Source organism: Amycolatopsis sp. NPDC043885 (genome assembly GCF_056435685.1).
The window spans coordinates 1,842,174-1,861,869 of record NZ_JBWKEA010000001.1 but is presented as its reverse complement, the minus strand read 5'-3'; the positions used below and the strand labels follow the sequence as shown (position 1 = coordinate 1,861,869).

The window sequence follows — 19,696 nt, the reverse complement described above, 5'->3', positions numbered from 1 at the left end:
CGGCATGGCTGTCGTGAAGATCAACGCGATCGAGGTCCCCGAAGGCGCAGGCCCCGAGCTGGAGAAGCGGTTCGCCGCGCGGCTGCACGCCGTCGACAACCAGCCCGGCTTCCTCGGCTTCGAGCTGCTCCGCCCGGTCTCCGGCGAGTCGCGCTACTTCGTCTACACCAAGTGGGAGTCCGAAGAGGCGTATCAGGCGTGGGCGTCCGGCCCGGCGCGTGAGGCGCACGCGGGCGAGCGCGCGAAGCCGGTTTCCACCGGCGCGAACCTGCTGGAATTCGAGGTCGTCCAGGCTTCGAAGCCGGGTGAGTGAGCTCGAACGAGCCGCGGAACTGATCGACGGCGCCGGCGCGCTGCTCGTCTGCGCCGGTGCCGGGATGGGTGTCGACTCCGGCCTGCCCGATTTCCGGGGCGACGAAGGTTTCTGGAAGGCGTATCCGCCGTACGAACGGCTGGGCATCAGCTTCGTCGAGCTCGCCGACCCGCGGCATTTCGCCGAAGACCCCGAGCTGGCCTGGGGTTTCTACGGGCACCGGCTCGCGCTGTACCGCGCCACCGTCCCGCACGACGGGTTCCGTCTCCTGCGGTCCTGGGGAGCGCGCAAACCGGGTGGCACGCGCGCGTTCACGTCCAATGTGGACGGACAGTTCCAGAAGGCGGGCTACCCCCACGTCGCCGAGGCGCACGGGTCCATCCACCATCTGCAGTGCCTCGCCAGGTGCACCAAGGAGATCTGGCCCGCGGACGACGTCGCGGTGCCGGTCGGCGAAGACAGCATGCGCGCGCTCGAACCACTGCCGTCCTGTCCGCGCTGTGGCGGCCTCGCCCGGCCCAACATCCTGATGTTCGGCGACTACGACTGGCTCGGTCAGCGCAGCCAGGCCCAGCTCGACGAGCTGAACGCGTGGCGTCGCGCGCATCGCGACCTGGTGGTGGTGGAACTGGGCGCCGGACAGGCCGTGCCGACGGTGCGGCGGTACTCGGAGCTGGCCAGCGCCGCGACCGGCGCGCTGGTCCGGATCAACCCGCGCGAGCCACAGGTCCGGCACGGCCGCGGGGTTTCCCTGGCGAGCAACGGCCTGGAAACACTCGAAGCGCTGGACGCCCTGCTCAGCTAGGGCGGATCCACAGGTCTCGGCCGCCCTTCAGCATCACCCGCCCGTCGTCAAGGGTCACCGCGGCGATGAGCCGGTCGGCGGGGCAGCCGAGCTCACCCCGCTGCCAGCCTCCCTCCGCGACCCACACCACCAGGCACGACCGGTTCGAGGTCTGGGCCCGGTTCCACTCCACGCGGTCGCCGAACAACACCGCTTCGCCCGCCTTGTCGACCGTCCCGCCGAGGATCCGGCCATCCCCGAGGGAAACGATCTCCCAGGCGCCGGGCTCGCCGGCCACGACCAGCGCCCCGGCCGCGGAACCCCCGGCCAGCAGCCATTTCCCGCCCGTCCGGAGCACCGTGGAAAGCCAGAGGTCGCTTCCCCGCACGTGAACCGGCGACACCGTCCAGGTCGCGCCCGCGTCGCCGGAGGCCCACACCCGTACGTCGCCGCCGAGGGCACCGGCCACGAGCACCCGATCGCCGTCGGCCGCGATCGCCGCCGGCGCCCAATGCCCCGGCCTGTCTTGCGGCAACACGATCTCCCGCACGCTGCGACCTTCGTCCCCGGACACCCACGCGATCGGTTCCGACCGGCTCTCACCGGGGAGCTCCCGGAAGCCGATGCCGATCACGTTCCCGCCCGCGCGGGCCAGCGCGACCCCGGTCCTGCCGGGCCCCGGCCGGAACAGCCGCTGGACTTCGGCGACCGGGTCCTGGAGGCCGACGGACCGTGCCTCACCGGGCCGGGCGGCGAAGCCCAGCGCGCTCTTCGCCTCGGCCGGCGGCAACTGCCCCGGGACGCACGCCGCGACCAGCGAAAGCGCGAGCACTCCCCAGAGCTTCTTCATGAGCGGGAAGCCTGCCAGCGGAAGGTCACTTTCCGGGCAGCACGACCTCCGCGTAGACGGCGTCGTGATCGCTGCCCGGCGTTTCCAGCACCTTGAAGTCCGCGATGGCCGTCCGCTTGTCCGCCAGCACGTGGTCGATCGGCACCGGCGGCACCAGCCCGTTCGTCCAGGTCCCCTCCAACGCCTTCCCCAGCTGATCGGCCGCGTCCACGTATCCCCTGGTCAGCAGCTCACGAAAGAGCGCGTGGTCCAGGCCGGCGTTGAAGTCGCCCGCCAGGATCCGGATGTCGTGCTCGGCGTCGGCGTAGGGCAGGTCCTTGGCCTCGTCGACCCATGCGTGCCGGTCCCACATCGGCGCCGCCGGATGGACCGCGACGACCTCGATCCGGACGCCGTCGCCGAGGTCCACGCTCGCGCTGGGCTGCTTGTAGTCCGAATCACCGCTCAGCCTCAGCGGCGTGAGCGGATACCGCGACACCAGCCCGGAACCCGACGCCCACTCGGCCGGGTGCAGCACGTGGTAGGGCAGGACCTGGAACAACCCGGCCCGTTCGAGCCCGGCGATCGCCTCGGGCGTCATCTCGGTCAGGCTCAGGACGTCGACCCGGTGCTCCTTCACGTAGCCGACGATCCGGTCCGGATCGGCCTGTCCGCCGAGCATGTTCGACGCCAGCACGCGCACGTGCTTCCCGTCGAGCGCCTTCTGCTCGTTCGCGAACGCTCGCGGAAGCACCAGAGATCCGATCGTGCAGGTCAGCACCAGCGCGACCACCCCGGTCCACCAGCGGCGGAGCCCCAGCGCGAGGACACCGAGCACCAGCGTCGCGATCCCGGCGTACGGCGTGAGCGCGAGCGCCGCGATCGTGTACGTGTTGCCGTCGTAGCCCACCAGCCGCAACGCCGTCAGCACCGCGAACGGCACGACCGCCGCGACGAGCAGCCCGCTGACCAGCTTCCGCCCGGCACCGTGGGGCACCACGCGTTCTTCGATCACCATGCCGTCGAGTATGCCGATCAAGGACGTCGTGGCGGCCGTCTCCACAACACCTTCACAACCTCCTCACACCGCGTCTACCAGCCCTTATCAGGTCCTGTCAGCCGCTGCCAGCGCGCTGTGCGCGGTCTGCCAGGCGCTGGGTGCACCTTTGTCCGCGGGGCGAGATCCACAGGAGGAAAGCGATGACTCACGCGATCAGGGCCGAGGGCCTGGTCAAACACTATGGGGAGACGAAGGCGCTCGACGGGGTCGATCTGGAGGTCCCCGCGGGCAAGGTGGTCGGGGTGCTGGGGCCGAACGGCGCGGGGAAGACGACCGCCGTCCGGATCCTGGCCACCTTGATCCGGCCGGACCGCGGCCACGCGAGTGTCTTCGGGTACGACGTCGTCAAGAACCCGATGGCGGTCCGGAGCATGATCGGGCTGACCGGGCAGTACGCGTCGGTCGACGAGGACCTTTCCGGTACGGAGAACCTCGTCCTGATCGGCAGGCTCCTGGAGTTCTCGAGGGCGGACGCGAAGAAGCGCGCGGCCGAACTGCTGGAGCGGTTCGAGCTGACCGACGCCGCGGGCCGCGCGATCAAGACCTACTCGGGCGGGATGCGGCGGCGGCTCGACCTCGCCGCGAGCCTGGTCGGCCGTCCCAAGGTGCTGTACCTGGACGAGCCGACCACCGGGCTCGACCCGCACGCCCGCAACGAGGTCTGGGCCGTGGTCCGGACGCTGGTCGCCGACGGCACGACGGTGCTGCTCACCACGCAGTACCTGGAGGAGGCCGACCAGCTGGCCGACACGATCACCGTGTTCGACCACGGGCACGTCGTGGCGAACGGCCGGGCCGACGAGCTCAAGCGCCGGACCGGTGGCCAGACGTTGCAGGTGCGGCCGTCCGCGCTCGCCGACCTCGACGCCGTCGAGCGCATCCTGGCCGGGCTCACCGGCGCCCGGCCGCACCGGGACGACGACACCGGGCTGCTCACCGCGCCCGTCGCCGACCCGGTCCTGCTGTCCACTTTGGTCCGCAAACTGGACGAGGCCGGGATCACCGCGGACGAGCTGGCGCTGCGGCTGCCCAGCCTCGACGAGGTGTTCCTCGCGCTCACCGGCAGGAAGACCGATGAGTCCACAAAGGACACTACTCCGGAAGGGAGCCTGGTATGACGACCATCGCGGTACCCGCGCCACCACGGCGCGTTTCCCCGTCGAGCAGCGTGCGGCACGGGCTTTCCCTTGCCTGGCGCGGCGTACTGAAGATCCGCAAGAACCCGGAGCAGCTGGCCGACGTCACGCTCGCGCCGATCATCTTCCTGGTCATGTTCGTCTACCTGTTCGGTGGCGCGATCATGGGCAGCACCGAGGGCTACCTCCAGATGATCGTGCCCGGCATCATGGTGTTCAACATCCTGCAGGCCAGCATGACCGTCGGCGTCCAGCTGAACACCGACGTCACCAAGGGCGTGTTCGACCGGTTCCGGGCCATGCCGATCGCGCGGTCCGCGCCGCTGATCGGCGCCGTACTGGCCGACATCGTGCGGTACCTGGTGTGCCTGGTCGTGCTGATGGTCGTCGCGACGATCATGGGCTACCGGATCCAGACCGGGCCCGCCGAGTTCGCGCTGGCGATCGTGCTCGTCATCGCGTTCGCGCTGGCGTTCTGCTGGGCGTCGGTGTTCGTCGGGATGCTGGTGAAGAGCCCCGGCGCGGTGCAGGGCCTGATGTTCGTGGTGCTGATGCCGCTGACCTTCGGCAGCAACGTGTTCGTGCAGACGAACACCATGCCCGGCTGGCTGAAGGCCTGGGCCGACATCAGCCCGGTGACGCAGATGTCCGACGTCCTGCGCGGGCTGATGAACGGCGGGCCGGTCGCCGGGCCGCTGACCGGGGCGCTGATCTGGATGGCGGCCGCGCTGGCGGTCTTCTTCCCGCTCGCCACGTGGGCTTACCGGAAGCGCGTCTGACGGGGGTCAGGGGGAACGCGCGTGAAGGGCTCCTCGCCTCTGCCGGGCGAGGAGCCCTTCTTCACGCGCTCGTTTCCTGACAGATCCAGGCGACCAGGTCCGGACGCGACAGACCGGCGTCCTGGACGAGGAGCTCTTCGTAACGCTCCTCGCCGAAATGCTCGCGAAGGTCGTCGATGAGCTGCCGGATACCGGGTTCCCCGAGGTCCAGCCTGCCGCGCAGCAGCTTCGCCGCGCCGAGCAGCCGGACGGCCGTCTCGGGCTTCCCCTGCCGGAACCGGATCAGGCCGCAGACCTCCACGATCCGGCCCAGGTCGGCCATGTCGCCGCGTTCCGCGGTGGATTTCACGACGATCGCGGCACCGCGCGCGGCCTCGGCCGGCTCTCCGGCGGCCAGCGCGATCTCGGTGTCGATGTACCCGCCGAATTCGTCGCCGAAGAGGCCCGGCATCGGCACCGTCGCCATCCGCTCCCGGAACCGGGCGCCGACCGCGCGCGCCTCGTCGATCCGTCCGGCGCGACTGAGCAGATCGGCCTTGCCCACCAGCACCATCACCGCGAGCTGGTCGTTGCCCGTGTCGATCGCGTAGCGCTCCGCGTCGCGCATCTCGCGCATCGCCGTCTCGAGGTCCCCGGCCCGCGCGTACTCCGTCGCGAGCCGCCAGCGCTGCTGGATCACATCGTCCTGCGATCCCAGCTCGAGCGCGAGGGCGAGACCTCGCCGGTACAGCGCGATCGCGGCCTCGTGATCACCCGACATCGAGATGTCGCTCGCCTTCATGCCCACGGCCATCGCGGTGCCCCAGCGGTCGCCCACGGCTGTGAACCCTTCGTACGCCTTGTCCCTGGCCCTGTCCGCGCCCTCGGGGTCTCCGTCGTCGACGAGAAGGAAACTCCGCGCCCACGACCCCGCCGACCTGGCCCACGGATCCGGGCTCGCCAGCGCCCGCTCGACCTCACGGTGCGCCAGTTCCTTGTTCTGGCTGAAGAAGGCCAGCATGGGCAGGCCGATCGCCAGCCCGGCGAACCGGGTGTGCGCGTTCGTCCGCACACAGTCGTCGATGAGTTCCCGCACGGCCTCGGGATCGCCGACGCCCGGCACCATGCCGGTGATCGCACGCATCGCCCGGAACGCGGCCGCGAAGTCGTCCTCCAGGCGTTCTCCGAAGGTGAGCACTTCGTCGACGAAGGCCTCGCCCCGGTCGCTGTCCCCCTTGACCAGCCAGTACCAGAAGGTGCCGCCGAACAGCCGAGTCGCCATTTCCGCGTCGCCGGCGTCGATGGCTTGCCGGAGCGCCGTCACGATGTTGCCGTGCTCCGCGTCGTACCGTGAGATGGCGACGAGCTGATCCGCCGTCCGCAGCATCGGCTCCAGCCGTTCGACGAGCTGGGCGTAATAGCGGTGATAGGCCTTCGTGAGCTGCTCTCGCTCTTGGGCTTCGTCGAGCCGTTCCGCGGCGTACGCCCGGATGGTCTCCAGCATGCGGTACCGCGGCTCGCCGTGGTCTCCGGCGATGGCGTCCACAATGGACTTCTCGACGAGCGAGCCGAGGACGTACAGGACGTCTTCGGCGGGCAGGCCGTCACCGGCGCAGACGCTTTCGACCGCTTCGACCTCGGCGCCTGCCCCGAAGACCGACAGCCGCCTGGCGAGCACGCGTTCGGCGTCGTCGAGCAGGTCCCAGCTCCACTCGACGACGGCACGCAGCGTGCGCTGCCTCGGCAACGCGGTCCGGCTGCCGGAGGTCAGCAGGCGGAACCGGTCGTCGAGCCGCCGCGAGATCTGCCCGACGGTCATCGACCGCAGCCGCGCGGCGGCCAGTTCCAGCGCCAGCGGCATCCCGTCCAGCCTGCGGCAGATCTGCGCGACCTCGTCCACAGTGGACTCGTCGAGCACGAAGTCCGGGCGGACGGCCACCGCCCGGTCGACGAACAGCCGGATCGCGCCCGCCTCGGCGGCTTGGGAAACGGTCGGCGTGCCTTCCGGGACGGACAGCGGGCCGAGCGGGCACAGCGTCTCGCCGTCGATGGCCAGCGCCTCACGGCTCGTCGCGAGGATGCGCAGAGCCGGCACGCGGCGCAACAGGGTGTTCGCCAGCTCCGCGGCCGCGTCGACCAGATGCTCGCAGTTGTCCAGCACCAACACCGATTCACCGGCGCCGAGCGTCTCCACGGCCCTGGCCAGCGCGTCCACCGGGCGGCGCATCGGATCGCCGCCGTGCGAAAGACCGAGATCCCACAGCTCCAGCGCGGCGAAGACCGCGCCGGGCAGGTCACCCGGGTCGCGAACGCCGGCGAGCGGCACGAACCAGACGCGTCCGCGTGCGTGCGCCGGATGCCGCGTCGCGACCTCGGTGGCCAGCCGCGTCTTCCCGGCGCCGCCCGGCCCGACGAGCGTCACCAGCCGCGCACCCGCGAGAAGCTCGGCGACCAGCTTCAACTCGTCGTCACGGCCGACGAAACTGGTGAGCCGGACCGGGAGATGATCGGTGGCCGCGGGCGGCGGGCCGAGCTCACCGCGCAACGCGGCGAGATGGATCTCCCGGAGTTCGGCCGACGGGTCGACGCCGAGCTGATCGGCCAGCGCCGCCCGGACCTCCTCGTAGACGGCGAGGGCGTCGGACTGGCGATCGGCCGCGCACAGTGCCCGGATCCACAGCCCGGCAAGCCGCTCACGCAACGGGTGCCGCGTGGCGGCCTCCTTGAGATCCGCGAGCACGCGGTCGTGCCCGCCCAGCCGGATCTCCGCCTCGAAACGATCTTCGGCGGCTTCCAGGCGCAGGTCCTCCAGCCGGGTCGCCGGCGCCTGCGCGAACGGGGCATCGAGCACGTCGGACAGCGCCTGACCACGCCAGAGGCCGAGCGCCTCGGCGAGAACCGCGGCCGCACCGGCGTCCCGTCCCGCCGACAGTTCCGCGCGGCCCTCCGCGGCCAGCCGTTCGAAACGGAACACGTCGATGTCCTCGCGGGCGACGTCCAGGCGGTAGCCGCCGGGGCCGGAGTCGAGGGCGACGTCGTCGGCACGCAGGACCTTGCGCAGCCGCGAGACCAGGGACTGCAGCGCGTTCGCCGCGTCGGCGGGCGGCTCCGCACCCCAGAGACCGTCGATGAGGGCCGCCGCCGGGACGGCGCGGCCGGGCTCCAGCGCGAGCCTGGCCAAGAGCATGCGGAGGCGGGCACCGCCGATGTCGACCGGGGTGCCGTCTCCGGCCTCCGCTCCGACCGGGCCCAGCAGCGTCACACGCACGACCCCCAGCTTTCCAGAAGCCGCAAACGGATAGCCCCATAGGCGACGGAAGTGGGGATTATCCGGGCACGAAGGATCTTTCCGGGCGGACGGCCGAGGTCACGGCGCTACGTTCGTGACCGAGTCGCAGCCGATCGACTGGGAGCGTGAATGAGGTACCGGAGTACGGCCGTCATCGCCGCCGTTCTGGCCGCGAGTGTCCTCGGCGGCGGGACCGCTCTCGCCGGCACCGGGCGACCCGGCGCCGACGGCGCGGGCGACAGCTACTACCCGCAGGACGGCAACGGCGGCTACGACGTCGCCGACTACAACCTGAAGATCGGCTACGAGCCCGCCACCAGGCAGCTCGCCGGCCTGCAGACGATCACCGGCCGGGCCACCCAGGCGCTGAGCTCGTTCAACCTCGACCTGCACGGGCTGACCGTCGACTCGGTCAAGATCGACGGGCGGAAGGCGGCCTTCACCCGGACCGGTGACCACGAACTCGTGATCACCCCGGCGCGTCCGCTGCGGAATCACGAGCGGTTCACCGCCGAGGTCGCCTACCACGGTGTCCCGCAGCCGATCGAAGATCCGGCGCTGGGCGAGAACGGCTGGCAGTACGCGAAATCCGGCGGCGCGTTCGTCGCGGGCGAGCCGAAATCCGCGACCACCTGGTACCCGGTCAACGACACCCCGCGCGACAAGGCGACCTTCCACCTCGCCGTTACCGTGCCCTCGGAGTGGGGCGTCATCTCGAACGGCCGCGAGCGCGGGAAGTTCGCTTCGGGGAAGAACACCACGTACGTCTGGGCAGAAGAGACCCCGGCCGTGCCGTACATGACGACGGTCGCGATCGACAAATGGGAGTTCGAGCGGACGAAGCTGTCCGACGGCACCCCGGTCGTCAACGCCTACGCCCCCGGCACCCCCGCGTCGACCAAGCAGGCCGAGGCGCGGCTGCCGGAGATCATCGACTTCCTGGCGTCGAAGTTCGGTCGCTACCCGGTGGACGCGGCGGGCGGCATCTTCCTCGCCGAGCCGATCGGGTTCTCGCTGGAGACCCTGAGCAGGCCGATCTACTCGGGTGCGGCGGGCAACATCCCGACGATCGTGCACGAGAACGCCCACCAGTGGTGGGGCGACTCGGTCGCCGTCGACAAGTGGAAGGACGTCTGCCTCAACGAATGCTTCGCCTCGTACGCGGAATGGCTGTGGTCGGAGGCGAAGTCGGGCCAGGACCTCAAGGCGCGTTACCTGACCGCCGTGCAGAAGGCGACGGACCGCTTCTGGGCCGGGAAGCTGTATGACATGGGGCCCGGCAACGAGTTCACGTACGTCTACTCGAAGGGCCCGGTGGCGCTGCACGCGCTGAAGAACTACATCGGCGCGGCGTCGTTCGACCGCGTCCTGAAGACGTGGCCCGCCCTCCACCGCGACGGCAACGCGAGCCTGCCGGAGTTCCGGAAATTCGCCGAACGCGTCGCGCACAAGGACCTCCAGGGCTTCTTCGACGCGTGGTTCTACGGCGACACCAAACCGGCGCCCGAGTTCCTCTACCCGGGGGACCTCAAGCCGGCCGCCTGACCGTCGTCACACGTTAGGGTGAGGGCATGACGTCCGTGCTCCTCACCGGTTTCGAACCGTTCGGCGGTGAGCGGGTGAACCCGTCGTGGCAGGCGGTTTCCCTGCTCACCGGACGGCGGCACGACACCGTCGCCGTCGAACTGCCGTGCGTGTTCTCGCGTTCGCTGGTCACCTTGCGCGACGCGATCGACGAATACCGGCCGGAACTGGTGATCTGCGTCGGGCAGGCGGGCGGACGCCCCGACGTCACCCCGGAACGGGTCGCGATCAACCTGATCGACGCCCGCATCCCGGACAACGCGGGCTCACAGCCCGTCGACGTCCCGGTGATCCCCGGTGGGCCCAACGCGTACTTCACCACGCTGCCGGTGAAGGCGTGCGTCACGGGGATCAAGGACGCGGGACTTCCGGCGTCGGTCTCGCACACCGCCGGGACCTACGTGTGCAACCAGGTCTTCTACGGGCTGATGCACTTGCTGGACAACGACTTTCCCGGGGTGCGCGGCGGTTTCGTGCACGTGCCGTACACGCCGGAGCAGGCCGCGCGGACGACCGCGCCGAGCCTGGCCGTGCACCGCGCCGCCGAGGCGCTGGAGATCATCGTGGAGACCGCGCTGTCGGTGACCGAGGATCTTTCGACCCCGGCGGGCACCCTGCACTGATCAGGGCTTGAGCTGTGCCGTGAAGAACTCGACCATCTCCGCGGTCGTCCGCGCGGAGCCGTCGCTGCGGGTCGAGACGAGCATCGCGCTCAACGGCGCGTCTTCGGTCCCGAAGAGCACGATGCCGCTTCGCGCGCCCACACCCGCCAAGTAGCGCCCCCGGAGACCGTCTGCCGCCCAGGTGCCCTCGGCGGGCTTGCCCTTGGTCATCCGCTGCCGGACGCCGTCCTCCAGGCCGGTCATCGCGATGCCCTGGTAGTAGTTGATCGCGTTCGACCCCTTGCCGTCCTTGAACACGCAGGTGACCGCCGACGCCGCGCCCACCGTGGCGGCCGCGTCCGGCGCGTCCCGGCAGTCGTCCCGCCGCGGGATGACGGCGGCGATCCGGCGGAGACAGTCCGTGAACCCCTGCGCGTCCTTGTCCCCCGGCTGAGCACAGCTGACCGGTTTCGCCGGCGCCGGTCCAGCGACCGGCTCGTCTCCGCCGCCGCCGCTGAGCAGGACGATCGTCGTCACGATCGCCGCGAGAGCGAGCACGATGACGCCGTAGGCCGTGGGCTTCCGCCAGTTCCGGCCCGGTGGGGGCGCGGGCGGTGTCCAGCGCGGCGGCTGCGGGCGCCGCGGCGGCTGTTGCTGCACGGGCTGCTGCCGCACTGGCGGCGCGACCGGCGCGAAGGCGGGCACGGTCAGCTGGGAATCCTCGCCACCGGCCGGCACGTGGAGCAGCCCGAACGCGACCGCCGTCTCCGGCTGGTCCTGCGTCGTCGGCGCGATCCTGAGCTGATTCGCCAGCAGGCTCGCCAGCAACGGCATCCGGCTCGGCCCGCCGACGAGGTAGACGCCACCGAGGCGGTCCGGGGACAGCCCGGCACGGCGGATCGTGGTGGCCAGCAGCTCGGCGCTGCGGAGGAAACTCGGCCGGACGAGCGCCTCGAGCTCCGTCCGCGTCACCCGCACGTCGCCGAACGGCTCCGGCATCGGTATCTCGGTCTGCTGGTGGCGGGACAGGCTTTCCTTGGCGTCACGGACGTCCTGCAGCAACGACCGGCGCGTCCGGCGGTCGCTGACCGACTGCGGGCGCAGGATCCGTTGCCAGCGCGCGGGTTCGGAATGCGAAACCTCGCGGCCGATGTGCACCAGCAGCGCCTGGTCGATGTCGAGACTGCCGAGATCGGGCAGACCGTCCTCGGCCAGCACGGCGAACCCCTGTGCGCTGACACCGACCACCGCGCAGTCGAAGGTGCCCGCCCCGAGGTCGTACACCGCGATCGGACCGGGCGGCCGGTGACCGTTGCCGAGTGAGGCGTAATGCGCGGCGGCGGCGACCGGCTCGGGAATGAGCGTCGTCGTACCGAAACCGGCCTTGAGCGCGGCGTCGCGGAGGATCTGCTTGCGATCCGGGCCCCAGCCCGCGGGATGCGAGATGCGCACCTGCGCGGGCGGACGCTGGAGGAGCAGCTCGGCCTCTTCGCCGACCCGGCGCAGGACCGCGGCGAAGGCGTCGGCGATGGGGAGCGAGACGTCACCGAGCTGGAGGGCACCCTCGTCGATGCGCCGCTTCGGATTCGCCTCGAACCGGCTCGGATCCAGCCGGGCCCGGCGTTCGGCGTCACGACCGACGAAGACCGTGCCGTCCTTGTCTGCGTAGATCGCGGACGACATCGTCACCGACCCGTCGATCTCGACGACCTGCGTCCCCCTGCCGTGGATCGAAAGCACCCCCACCGTGCTGGAGGTACCGAAATCGATCGCCAGAACGTCCACCTGACCCCCTCCCGGACCCGAGGGCATCGTCTCACGCCCCTTGATCACGCGAGTTCCGCCTCTGATCACGCGAGTTACGTGCCTGATCACGCGAGTTCGCCCTCCACGCACGCAGGCGCTCGGTCCGGAAGGTCGAACTCACGTGCTTGGACACGTAACTCGCGTGCTTGGACACGTAACTCACGTGATCAGAGGCGTAACTCGCGTGATTGGAGGGCGAACACGCGAAAGTGCCCGCCGCGGCGAACCCGCGACGGGCACTTCCGGAACCGAGAGGACTTACTCGCCCTCGGTTTCACCGTTCTCTTCGGTCGAGCCGGCACCGATGCTCACCGGCGGGGCGTCCGGGACCGACGAGGGCCGGGCTTCGCCGCGGAAGACGAAGTGCGCCTTGTCGTCCTTCTCGCCCTCTTCGTCGTTCCAGCCTTCGACGTCGACCAGGATGATCTGGCCGGGCTGGACCTCGCCGAACAGGATCTTCTCCGACAGCTGGTCCTCGATCTCGCGCTGGATCGTGCGGCGCAGCGGCCGCGCGCCCAGCACCGGGTCGAAGCCGCGCTTGGCGAGCAGCGACTTGGCCTTGGGCGTGAGCTCGAGCTCCATGTCCTTGGCCTTGAGCTGCGTCTCGACCCGGGCGATCATCAGATCGACCATCTGGATGATCTGTTCCTTGGTCAGCTGGTGGAAGACGATGATGTCGTCGATCCGGTTCAGGAACTCGGGCCGGAAATGCTTCTTCATTTCCTCGTTGACCTTTTGCTTCATCTTCTCGTACCGGTTGGTGCTGTCACCGCCGGACGAGAACCCGAGCGACACGGACTTGGAGATGTCCGAGGTACCCAGGTTCGAGGTGAAGATGAGCACGGTGTTCTTGAAGTCGACCGTACGACCCTGACCGTCGGTGAGACGGCCGTCTTCGAGGACCTGCAGGAGCGTGTTGTAGATCTCCTGGTGGGCCTTCTCGATCTCGTCGAACAGCACCACCGAGAACGGCTTGCGCCGCACCTTCTCGGTCAGCTGGCCGCCCTCTTCGTAGCCGACGTAGCCCGGAGGGGCACCGAAGAGCCGCGAAGCGGTGTAGCGGTCGTGGAACTCGCCCATGTCGATCTGGATGAGCGCGTCGTCCTCGCCGAACAGGAACGCCGCGAGCGCCTTGGACAGCTCGGTCTTACCGACACCGGACGGGCCGGCGAAGATGAACGAGCCGGAGGGGCGCTTCGGGTCCTTCAGGCCGGCACGGGTGCGGCGGATCGCCTGGGAGACGGCCTTGACCGCGTCCTCCTGGCCGATGATCCGCTTGTGCAGCTCGTCCTCCATGCGGAGCAGACGCGTGGTCTCCTCCTCGGTGAGCTTGAACACCGGGATGCCGGTCCAGTTGGCGAGGACCTCGGCGATCTGCTCCTCGTCGACCTCGGCGACGACGTCGAGGTCGCCGTCCTTCCACTGCTTCTCCCGCTCGCCCTTCTGGCCGAGGAGGGTCTTCTCCTCGTCGCGGAGGCGGGCGGCGCGCTCGAAGTCCTGCGCGTCTATCGCGGACTCCTTGTCCCTGCGCACGTCGGCGATCTTCTCGTCGAACTCGCGCAGGTCCGGCGGCGCGGTCATGCGGCGGATGCGCATCCGGGCGCCTGCCTCGTCGATCAGGTCGATCGCCTTGTCCGGGAGGAAGCGGTCGTTGATGTAGCGGTCCGCGAGGGTCGCCGCCTGCACCAGGGCGCCGTCGGTGATCGAGACGCGGTGGTGCGCCTCGTACCGGTCACGGAGACCCTTCAGGATCTCGATCGTGTGCTCGAGCGACGGCTCGCCGACCTGGATCGGCTGGAAGCGGCGCTCCAGCGCGGCGTCCTTCTCGATGTACTTGCGGTACTCCTCGAGCGTGGTCGCGCCGATCGTCTGCAGCTCACCACGGGCCAGCATCGGCTTCAGGATCGACGCGGCGTCGATCGCGCCCTCGGCGGCACCCGCGCCGACGAGCGTGTGCAGCTCGTCGATGAACAGGATGATGTCGCCGCGGGTCTTGATCTCCTTGAGCACCTTCTTGAGGCGCTCTTCGAAGTCACCGCGGTACCGGGAACCGGCGACCAGCGAGCCGAGGTCGAGGGTGTAGAGCTGCTTGTCCTTCAGCGTCTCGGGGACCTCGCCCTTGACGATGTTCTGCGCGAGCCCTTCGACGACGGCGGTCTTGCCGACGCCGGGCTCACCGATCAGGACCGGGTTGTTCTTGGTGCGCCGCGACAGCACCTGCATGACCCGCTCAATCTCTTTGCCCCGGCCGATGACCGGGTCGAGCTTGCCTTCGCGGGCCTGCACGGTCAGGTTGCGGCCGAACTGGTCGAGCACCAGCGACGACGACGGGGTGCCTTCACCGCGTCCGGAACCGGTCTCGGCCGACTCCTTGCCACCCTGGTAGCCCGACAGCAGCTGCAGGACCTGCTGACGCACCCGGTTGAGGTCCGCGCCGAGCTTGACGAGCACCTGCGCGGCGACGCCCTCACCCTCGCGGATCAGCCCGAGCAGGATGTGCTCGGTGCCGATGTAGTTGTGGCCGAGCTGCAGCGCTTCGCGCAGGGACAGCTCAAGCACCTTCTTGGCCCGCGGGGTGAAGGGGATGTGCCCGCTCGGGGCCTGCTGCCCCTGGCCGATGATCTCCTCGACCTGCTGGCGGACGCCCTCCAGCGCGATGCCCAGCGATTCCAGCGCCTTGGCGGCGACACCTTCACCCTCGTGGATCAGACCCAGGAGGATGTGCTCGGTGCCGATGTAGTTGTGGTTGAGCATCCTGGCCTCTTCTTGGGCCAGGACGACCACCCGCCTCGCGCGGTCGGTGAACCTCTCAAACATGTGCACTCCCTCGACTGCTGCGACGGCGGCCCGTTTCCATCGTGCTTTCACCGCGATGGATTCAGCACCGTGAGACCACTCTAGTAGCCATGTGGTCGCGCTGGCGTACCACTACGGCTGATTGCGGCCCGTTCGCGCCCCGGCCGTTCTCCGGCCGTGCGCTCTTTCATCTTCCGGTTGCCCTGCACCTTTACGTCAAGCCCAACGTGCGAAAGCGCGCCCGGATTCCGCCGGACGAGGGTTGTCCGCTGAGCGCGAACACGGGCCTGCCCGGTGAATGGGCACCCGTCCGGAGTAGCCACGGATCGTATGTAAGGTTAGCCGTACCTAAGGACGGGAGGGCGGCGTGTCATATCCTCGGACGCTGGCGTCACCCGAAGGCGGACTGCGGGCCTCACTCTCCAGGATGCCCGAGGACGCCCGGCTCCGCGCGGGCGTCCCGGCGGGCGAGCCGGACTGGGTCCTCTGCGGCGACCTGCTCGGCGAACCGGCCCGGCTCGTGCGGTGGCGGGAGCGGCTCGCCTGCTGGCTGGCCGAGACGTATCGGGACGCCCCTGTGATCCCCGAACGGACCCCGGCGAGCTGGATCCTGTCCTGGTACCTGCACGTTCCGGCCCTCGCCGGCGCGATGCTGCTCCACCACGGACGCCGCGTCCCGTCGCTGGCGCCGTCCGCGCTGGCGTTCCATATCGGCGCCGGACGGCCGCACCCGGACTCCGTCGCCGTCCTCGGTGACGGCTTCCACTGCCTGCCGACCGACCCGGGCTCGGCGCATCCGAGTGCCGTCGTGGTCCCGGACGAGCGGGCACTGGCGACGGTGCTGCGGGGCAGGTTCGTCGCCCACGCGAGCCGGTTCATCGACGTCTACGGCCCGCTGACGAGGCTCGGGCGACGGCAGTTGTGGGCGGCGGCCACGGACGCGCTCGACAACGCGCTGTGGTCGGCGGGACGGCTGGGCGGGACCCCGGAAGCCGAGGGCGCCGGCGTCGCGGACGCCGCCTTGGTCCTCGAAGCCCGGTTCCCGCCACTGACATCGCCGTCGAAGCTGACGCTGACCACGGGAGCCGACGGACGCCGCGAGTGGGCGAGAACCCGCGAAAGCTGCTGCTTCAACTATCTGCTTCCCGCGGAATCGGAATGCGGCGGCTGCCCGAGAGTTCGTTAAGGCGTCCAGCCGGGATCACGTCCCGTCACGCCCAAGGCGCGCTCGAACGCCGTCGCGTCATCCGCGACGGTCACTTCTTCGCCGTACACCTTCATCGCGCGCGCCTGGTCACCGATCTCCAGTGCGATGGCGTACACGGCGTCGGCGACTTCGGGGAGAACGGTGAACTCCGCGCCGGTCGCCCTGGCGAGGTCCCAGCCGTGGAAGACGAACTCGTCCAGCACCATGTACCCCGCCATCGACGCGGGCATCGGGTTGCCGCCGAAAGTGGTCTGCCCCCGCCATGCCTCCGGCGCCCCGAAGACGTCCACGAGCCGCGCGGTCTGCTTTTCGATGCCGTCGAGCCATCCGTCGCCGACGAGATCCGCCTCGGCCTCGCCGGAGGACACCTCGGGCGGTGGCGCCTTGCGCCCGGCGGCTTCGAGCCAGGGGCCCCAGTAGAGAAGGTGGTTCAGCAACGCGCGGACGTCGTATTCGGCGCACGGGGTTCGCGCGGAGAGGTCGGACTCGCCGATCCCGCGCAGGATTCCGGCGAATTCCGCCGCGGCGGGAGCGATCAGGGCAGCGTGTTCGGACATGAGGGCATGAGTTCACGGAACCCGGCGCGCTGTCTTGAAGAAACGCGACAGGGTCAGGCCGTGGCCTAGATTGTTCCGGTGAGCAGGCACCGGATCCCGGCCGGGATCGTCACCATGCGGGAGGCGAAGTTCAGCCTGGTCCGGCATCGCCCCGCGCCGGAGCTGCGCCCGTTCGTCGACCACCACTGGGTGCTGCGCTGGGACCTGAGCGGCCGTCCGCCCCATGAACAGGTGGTTCTGCCCAATCTCGCGGTGAACGTCACGTTCTTCCGCGACGCGGCGGGCGCGTTCGGCCCGGGGAAACGACCTTTCCGCTACACCGTCGCGGGCACGGACCACGGTATCGGCGTGCGATTCCGGCCGGGGGCTTTCCGGGCATTCCTCACCGGTCCGGTCTCGATGATCTCCGGCGGTTCCGTTCCACTCACCGACCTCTTCCCCGGTGCCGGATCGGTGACGGAATCGGTACGGAATGCGACGGACGACTTCGAAATGGTCCGCCGGTGCGAGGAACTGCTCCTCGCGAAAGATCCCGTGCTCACCGCCGCGGCCAGGACGGCCGTCGAAGCGGCCGAAACAATCGCGGCAGATCCGGCCATTACCAGAGTCGGCGAGCTGTCAAGCCGGACGGGCCTGTCTCGCCGGAGCCTGCAACGCCTGTTCGCCGAACATGTCGGCGCCGCCCCCAAATGGGCGATTCAGGTATACCGCTTGAACGAAGCGGCGGCACGGATCGCAGCCGAGGAACGGCCGGACTACGCGGAACTGGCGACCACGCTGGGCTATAGCGACCAAGCGCACTTCATCCGGGATTTCCGCTCCGTGACCGGATGGGCGCCCACCGAGTACGCCCGCTTGAACCGTGTACAAGAACAAGAAAGCCGCCGGGAACGGATTCCCGGCGGCGTGCGAGTCTGAAAGACCTCAGTTCTTCTTGTGGTAGGCCTCCACGACCTCGGACGGGATACGTCCGCGGTCGGAAACCTGGAAGCCGTTCTTGCGGGCCCAGGCGCGAATGGCCTGGTTCTGCTCGCGGTCCACGGTGGCGGGACGGGCGGCGGCCTTCACACCGGCGACCGGACGAATGGCGGTGCGCTTACGGCCACCCGCACGACGGGCGTGCTCCACATACTGGGCCAGCGCGTCACGAAGCTCTTCCGCGTTTTCCGCGGAAAGGTCGATCTGGTAGCTCACACCGTCCAAACCGAACTCGACGGTCTCTTCCGCCTCAGTGCCGTCGAGGTCGTCGACGAGCGAGACGAGCACCTTCTGTGCCATCTGTTTCCTCCTGCTGGGGGCTTACACGAATGATCTGGTACGGGGCATGCCCCGGACAGAAGACTTTGTCTAGCGACATTAATACCCGCTACCGAGACATAACGCAAATCTTGTTTACGAGAACGATCGAGGTATCTGTCACGCGGACGGGTTATTCAGGTCGGACGAGCGGGAACAGGATGGTCTCCCGGATACCAAGGCCGGTCAGCGCCATCAGCAACCGGTCGATCCCCATTCCGACACCACCGCTCGGCGGCATTCCGTACTCCAGCGCACGGAGGAAATCCTCATCCAGGTTCATGGCCTCACTATCGCCCTGCGCACCCAGCCGGGCCTGTTCCACCAGCCGCTGACGCTCCACGACGGGATCGACCAGCTCGGAGTATCCGGTGGCCAGTTCGAATCCGCGCACGTACAGATCCCACTTCTCGGCGACCCCCGGCTTGCTGCGATGTTGCCTGGTCAGCGGGGATGTCTCGACCGGAAAATCACGGACAAAAGTAGGTTCGTGGAGATGATCGCCGACGAGATGTTCCCAAAGTTCTTCGACGAGTTTGCCGTGGCCTAACTTTGGGTCGAGCTCCAGCTCTCGCGCTTCGGCATAGGAACGCAGCTTGTCCGCCGATGTCTCGGGAGTGACCTCTTCCGACAACGCCTCGGACAACGACTCGTACATTCCGAGTGTGGTCCACTCGCCGGACAGGTCGTACTCCGAACCGTCGGCGAGAGTGACCACCTGAGTACCGAGAACGTTCTGCGCCGCCTCCTGGATGAGCTGGCGCGTCATCACCGCGTTGGAGTCATAGGTCGCATACGCTTCGTAGTACTCGAGCATGGCGAACTCGGGCGAGTGCGACGAGTCGCTGCCCTCGTTCCGGAAGTTCCGGTTGATCTCGAAGACCTTCTCGATACCGCCGACCACACAACGCTTGAGGTACAGCTCCGGCGCGATCCTCAAGTAGAGGTCGAGGTCGAAGGCATTCGAATGCGTTACGAATGGCCTGGCCGCCGCGCCGCCGTGCAGCGTTTGCAGCATCGGGGTCTCGACCTCGAGGAATCCTCGGCCGTGAAACGAGTCACGCAGGGAACGCAGCACACCGGCGCGGGTGCGGACCACGTCCCGAGCCTTGGGACGCACGATCAGATCGACATAACGCTGCCGGATCCGCGTTTCCTCGGCCAGGTCTTTGTGCGCCACGGGCAACGGGCGCAATGCTTTCGACGTGATGCGCCAGGAGTCGGCCATCACGGAAAGCTCACCGCGCTTGGAGGTGATGACCTCGCCGGAGACGAATACGTGATCACCGAGATCGACGTCGGACTTCCACGACGCGAGCGCGTCCTCGCCCACCTTCGCGAGGCTGAGCATCGCCTGCAACTCGGTACCGTCGCCTTCACGAAGACTCGCGAAACACAGTTTGCCGGTATTGCGCATGAACATGACCCGGCCGGTGACGCCGACGATCTCACCGGTGGCGGTGTCGGCAGGAAGACCGGAATGCTTCTCGCGCACTTCGGCCAGCGAGTGCGTCCGGGGCACCTCTACCGGATACGGATCGATACCCTCCGCGATTATCCGGTCGCGCTTGTCCCGGCGCACCCGCATCTGTTCCGGCAGGTCTTCGTCGGGGCTCACGCCCTCGGATGCGGGGATTTCAGTCATGGCGCACAGCGTACGAACCCGCCGCTTCCCTACG

The 19,696-nt window shown here is 69.0% G+C and carries 16 protein-coding genes; 8 read left to right on the top strand and 8 right to left on the bottom strand.

Going from position 1 to position 19,696, the window contains the following annotated elements; genetic code table 11:
- Window positions 1-4 precede the first annotated feature (4 nt).
- Both AC069I_RS09340 and AC069I_RS09335 read left to right on the top strand, forming a co-directional pair.
- Entirely contained in the window at window positions 5-313 is a 309-nt protein-coding gene (locus AC069I_RS09340; RefSeq protein ID WP_016337748.1) for an antibiotic biosynthesis monooxygenase family protein, read from the top strand.
- Window positions 306-1,118, top strand: a complete 813-nt coding sequence (locus AC069I_RS09335; RefSeq protein WP_478265123.1) for an SIR2 family NAD-dependent protein deacylase — start codon at window positions 306-308, stop codon at window positions 1,116-1,118. The genes AC069I_RS09340 and AC069I_RS09335 overlap by 8 nt, the downstream gene beginning before the upstream one ends.
- On the opposite strand, the gene AC069I_RS09330 is transcribed toward AC069I_RS09335, so the two are convergent.
- Together AC069I_RS09330 and AC069I_RS09325 are read right to left on the bottom strand one after the other, a co-directional pair.
- A complete protein-coding gene (locus tag AC069I_RS09330) occupies window positions 1,111-1,947 on the bottom strand; it encodes a hypothetical protein (RefSeq protein ID WP_478265122.1) in 837 nt (278 codons plus the stop codon). The two genes, AC069I_RS09335 and AC069I_RS09330, sit on opposite strands and share 8 nt — an antisense overlap.
- Before the next feature lie 25 nt (window positions 1,948-1,972).
- Window positions 1,973-2,989, bottom strand: coding sequence for an endonuclease/exonuclease/phosphatase family protein (locus AC069I_RS09325; protein ID WP_478234156.1), 1,017 nt, complete (start codon window positions 2,987-2,989; stop codon window positions 1,973-1,975).
- Window positions 2,990-3,126: 137 nt separating this feature from the next.
- Between AC069I_RS09325 and AC069I_RS09320 the strand changes: the two genes are divergently transcribed.
- Both AC069I_RS09320 and AC069I_RS09315 read left to right on the top strand, forming a co-directional pair.
- Window positions 3,127-4,104 (top strand): ATP-binding cassette domain-containing protein, encoded by a 978-nt coding sequence (locus tag AC069I_RS09320; protein ID WP_478229266.1) that lies wholly within the window; start codon window positions 3,127-3,129, stop codon window positions 4,102-4,104.
- Window positions 4,101-4,901, top strand: coding sequence for an ABC transporter permease (locus AC069I_RS09315; protein ID WP_478229265.1), 801 nt, complete (start codon window positions 4,101-4,103; stop codon window positions 4,899-4,901). The genes AC069I_RS09320 and AC069I_RS09315 overlap by 4 nt, the downstream gene beginning before the upstream one ends.
- A gap of 61 nt (window positions 4,902-4,962) precedes the next feature.
- Here AC069I_RS09315 and AC069I_RS09310 read toward each other — a convergent pair whose 3' ends face one another.
- The gene (locus AC069I_RS09310; protein ID WP_478229264.1) at window positions 4,963-8,148 is read right to left on the bottom strand and encodes an AfsR/SARP family transcriptional regulator; all 3,186 of its coding nucleotides are present in this window, start codon (window positions 8,146-8,148) and stop codon (window positions 4,963-4,965) included.
- 150 nt (window positions 8,149-8,298) lie between these two features.
- Here AC069I_RS09310 and AC069I_RS09305 point away from each other — a divergent pair, with 150 nt between their 5' ends.
- The gene (locus AC069I_RS09305) at window positions 8,299-9,714 is read left to right on the top strand and encodes a M1 family metallopeptidase (RefSeq protein WP_478265121.1); all 1,416 of its coding nucleotides are present in this window, start codon (window positions 8,299-8,301) and stop codon (window positions 9,712-9,714) included.
- A 26-nt stretch (window positions 9,715-9,740) separates the two neighbouring features.
- Entirely contained in the window at window positions 9,741-10,376 is a 636-nt protein-coding gene (gene pcp / locus AC069I_RS09300; RefSeq protein ID WP_063275546.1) for a pyroglutamyl-peptidase I, read from the top strand.
- Here the strand turns inward: pcp and AC069I_RS09295 are convergent, their stop codons facing one another.
- Complete coding sequence (locus AC069I_RS09295) at window positions 10,377-12,140, bottom strand: Hsp70 family protein (protein WP_478265120.1); 1,764 nt, start codon at window positions 12,138-12,140, stop codon at window positions 10,377-10,379.
- A 279-nt stretch (window positions 12,141-12,419) separates the two neighbouring features.
- On the bottom strand, window positions 12,420-14,978 hold the full coding sequence (locus AC069I_RS09290) for an ATP-dependent Clp protease ATP-binding subunit (protein WP_478229261.1): 2,559 nt from the start codon (window positions 14,976-14,978) through the stop codon (window positions 12,420-12,422).
- Window positions 14,979-15,384: 406 nt separating this feature from the next.
- Here AC069I_RS09290 and AC069I_RS09285 point away from each other — a divergent pair, with 406 nt between their 5' ends.
- Window positions 15,385-16,143, top strand: coding sequence for a (2Fe-2S)-binding protein (locus tag AC069I_RS09285; RefSeq protein WP_478265173.1), 759 nt, complete (start codon window positions 15,385-15,387; stop codon window positions 16,141-16,143).
- Here AC069I_RS09285 and AC069I_RS09280 read toward each other — a convergent pair.
- A complete protein-coding gene (locus tag AC069I_RS09280; RefSeq protein ID WP_478265119.1) occupies window positions 16,140-16,721 on the bottom strand; it encodes a TIGR03086 family metal-binding protein in 582 nt (193 codons plus the stop codon). The two genes, AC069I_RS09285 and AC069I_RS09280, sit on opposite strands and share 4 nt — an antisense overlap.
- Window positions 16,722-16,799: 78 nt before the next feature.
- On the opposite strand from AC069I_RS09280, the gene AC069I_RS09275 reads away from it, so the two are divergent.
- Window positions 16,800-17,639: an AraC family transcriptional regulator gene (locus AC069I_RS09275; protein WP_478265118.1), complete on the top strand. Its 840-nt coding sequence runs from the start codon at window positions 16,800-16,802 to the stop codon at window positions 17,637-17,639.
- Between the two features lie 6 nt (window positions 17,640-17,645).
- Here AC069I_RS09275 and AC069I_RS09270 read toward each other — a convergent pair whose 3' ends face one another.
- Window positions 17,646-17,999 (bottom strand): histone-like nucleoid-structuring protein Lsr2, encoded by a 354-nt coding sequence (locus tag AC069I_RS09270; RefSeq protein WP_005165380.1) that lies wholly within the window; start codon window positions 17,997-17,999, stop codon window positions 17,646-17,648.
- 151 nt (window positions 18,000-18,150) lie between these two features.
- Window positions 18,151-19,662, bottom strand: coding sequence for a lysine--tRNA ligase (gene lysS, locus AC069I_RS09265; protein WP_478234163.1), 1,512 nt, complete (start codon window positions 19,660-19,662; stop codon window positions 18,151-18,153).
- Between the last annotated feature and the right edge of the window lie 34 nt (window positions 19,663-19,696).

Coding starts and splice junctions, on each gene's coding strand:
- AC069I_RS09340 (WP_016337748.1), top strand. CDS start 5: ATGGCTGTCGTGAAGATCAACGCGATCGAGGTCCCCGAAGGCGCAGGC.
- AC069I_RS09330 (WP_478265122.1), bottom strand. CDS start 1,947: ATGAAGAAGCTCTGGGGAGTGCTCGCGCTTTCGCTGGTCGCGGCGTGC.
- AC069I_RS09320 (WP_478229266.1), top strand. CDS start 3,127: ATGACTCACGCGATCAGGGCCGAGGGCCTGGTCAAACACTATGGGGAG.
- AC069I_RS09315 (WP_478229265.1), top strand. CDS start 4,101: ATGACGACCATCGCGGTACCCGCGCCACCACGGCGCGTTTCCCCGTCG.
- AC069I_RS09305 (WP_478265121.1), top strand. CDS start 8,299: ATGAGGTACCGGAGTACGGCCGTCATCGCCGCCGTTCTGGCCGCGAGT.
- pcp (WP_063275546.1), top strand. CDS start 9,741: ATGACGTCCGTGCTCCTCACCGGTTTCGAACCGTTCGGCGGTGAGCGG.
- AC069I_RS09290 (WP_478229261.1), bottom strand. CDS start 14,978: ATGTTTGAGAGGTTCACCGACCGCGCGAGGCGGGTGGTCGTCCTGGCC.
- AC069I_RS09285 (WP_478265173.1), top strand. CDS start 15,385: ATGCCCGAGGACGCCCGGCTCCGCGCGGGCGTCCCGGCGGGCGAGCCG.
- AC069I_RS09280 (WP_478265119.1), bottom strand. CDS start 16,721: ATGTCCGAACACGCTGCCCTGATCGCTCCCGCCGCGGCGGAATTCGCC.
- AC069I_RS09270 (WP_005165380.1), bottom strand. CDS start 17,999: ATGGCACAGAAGGTGCTCGTCTCGCTCGTCGACGACCTCGACGGCACT.
- lysS (WP_478234163.1), bottom strand. CDS start 19,662: ATGACTGAAATCCCCGCATCCGAGGGCGTGAGCCCCGACGAAGACCTG.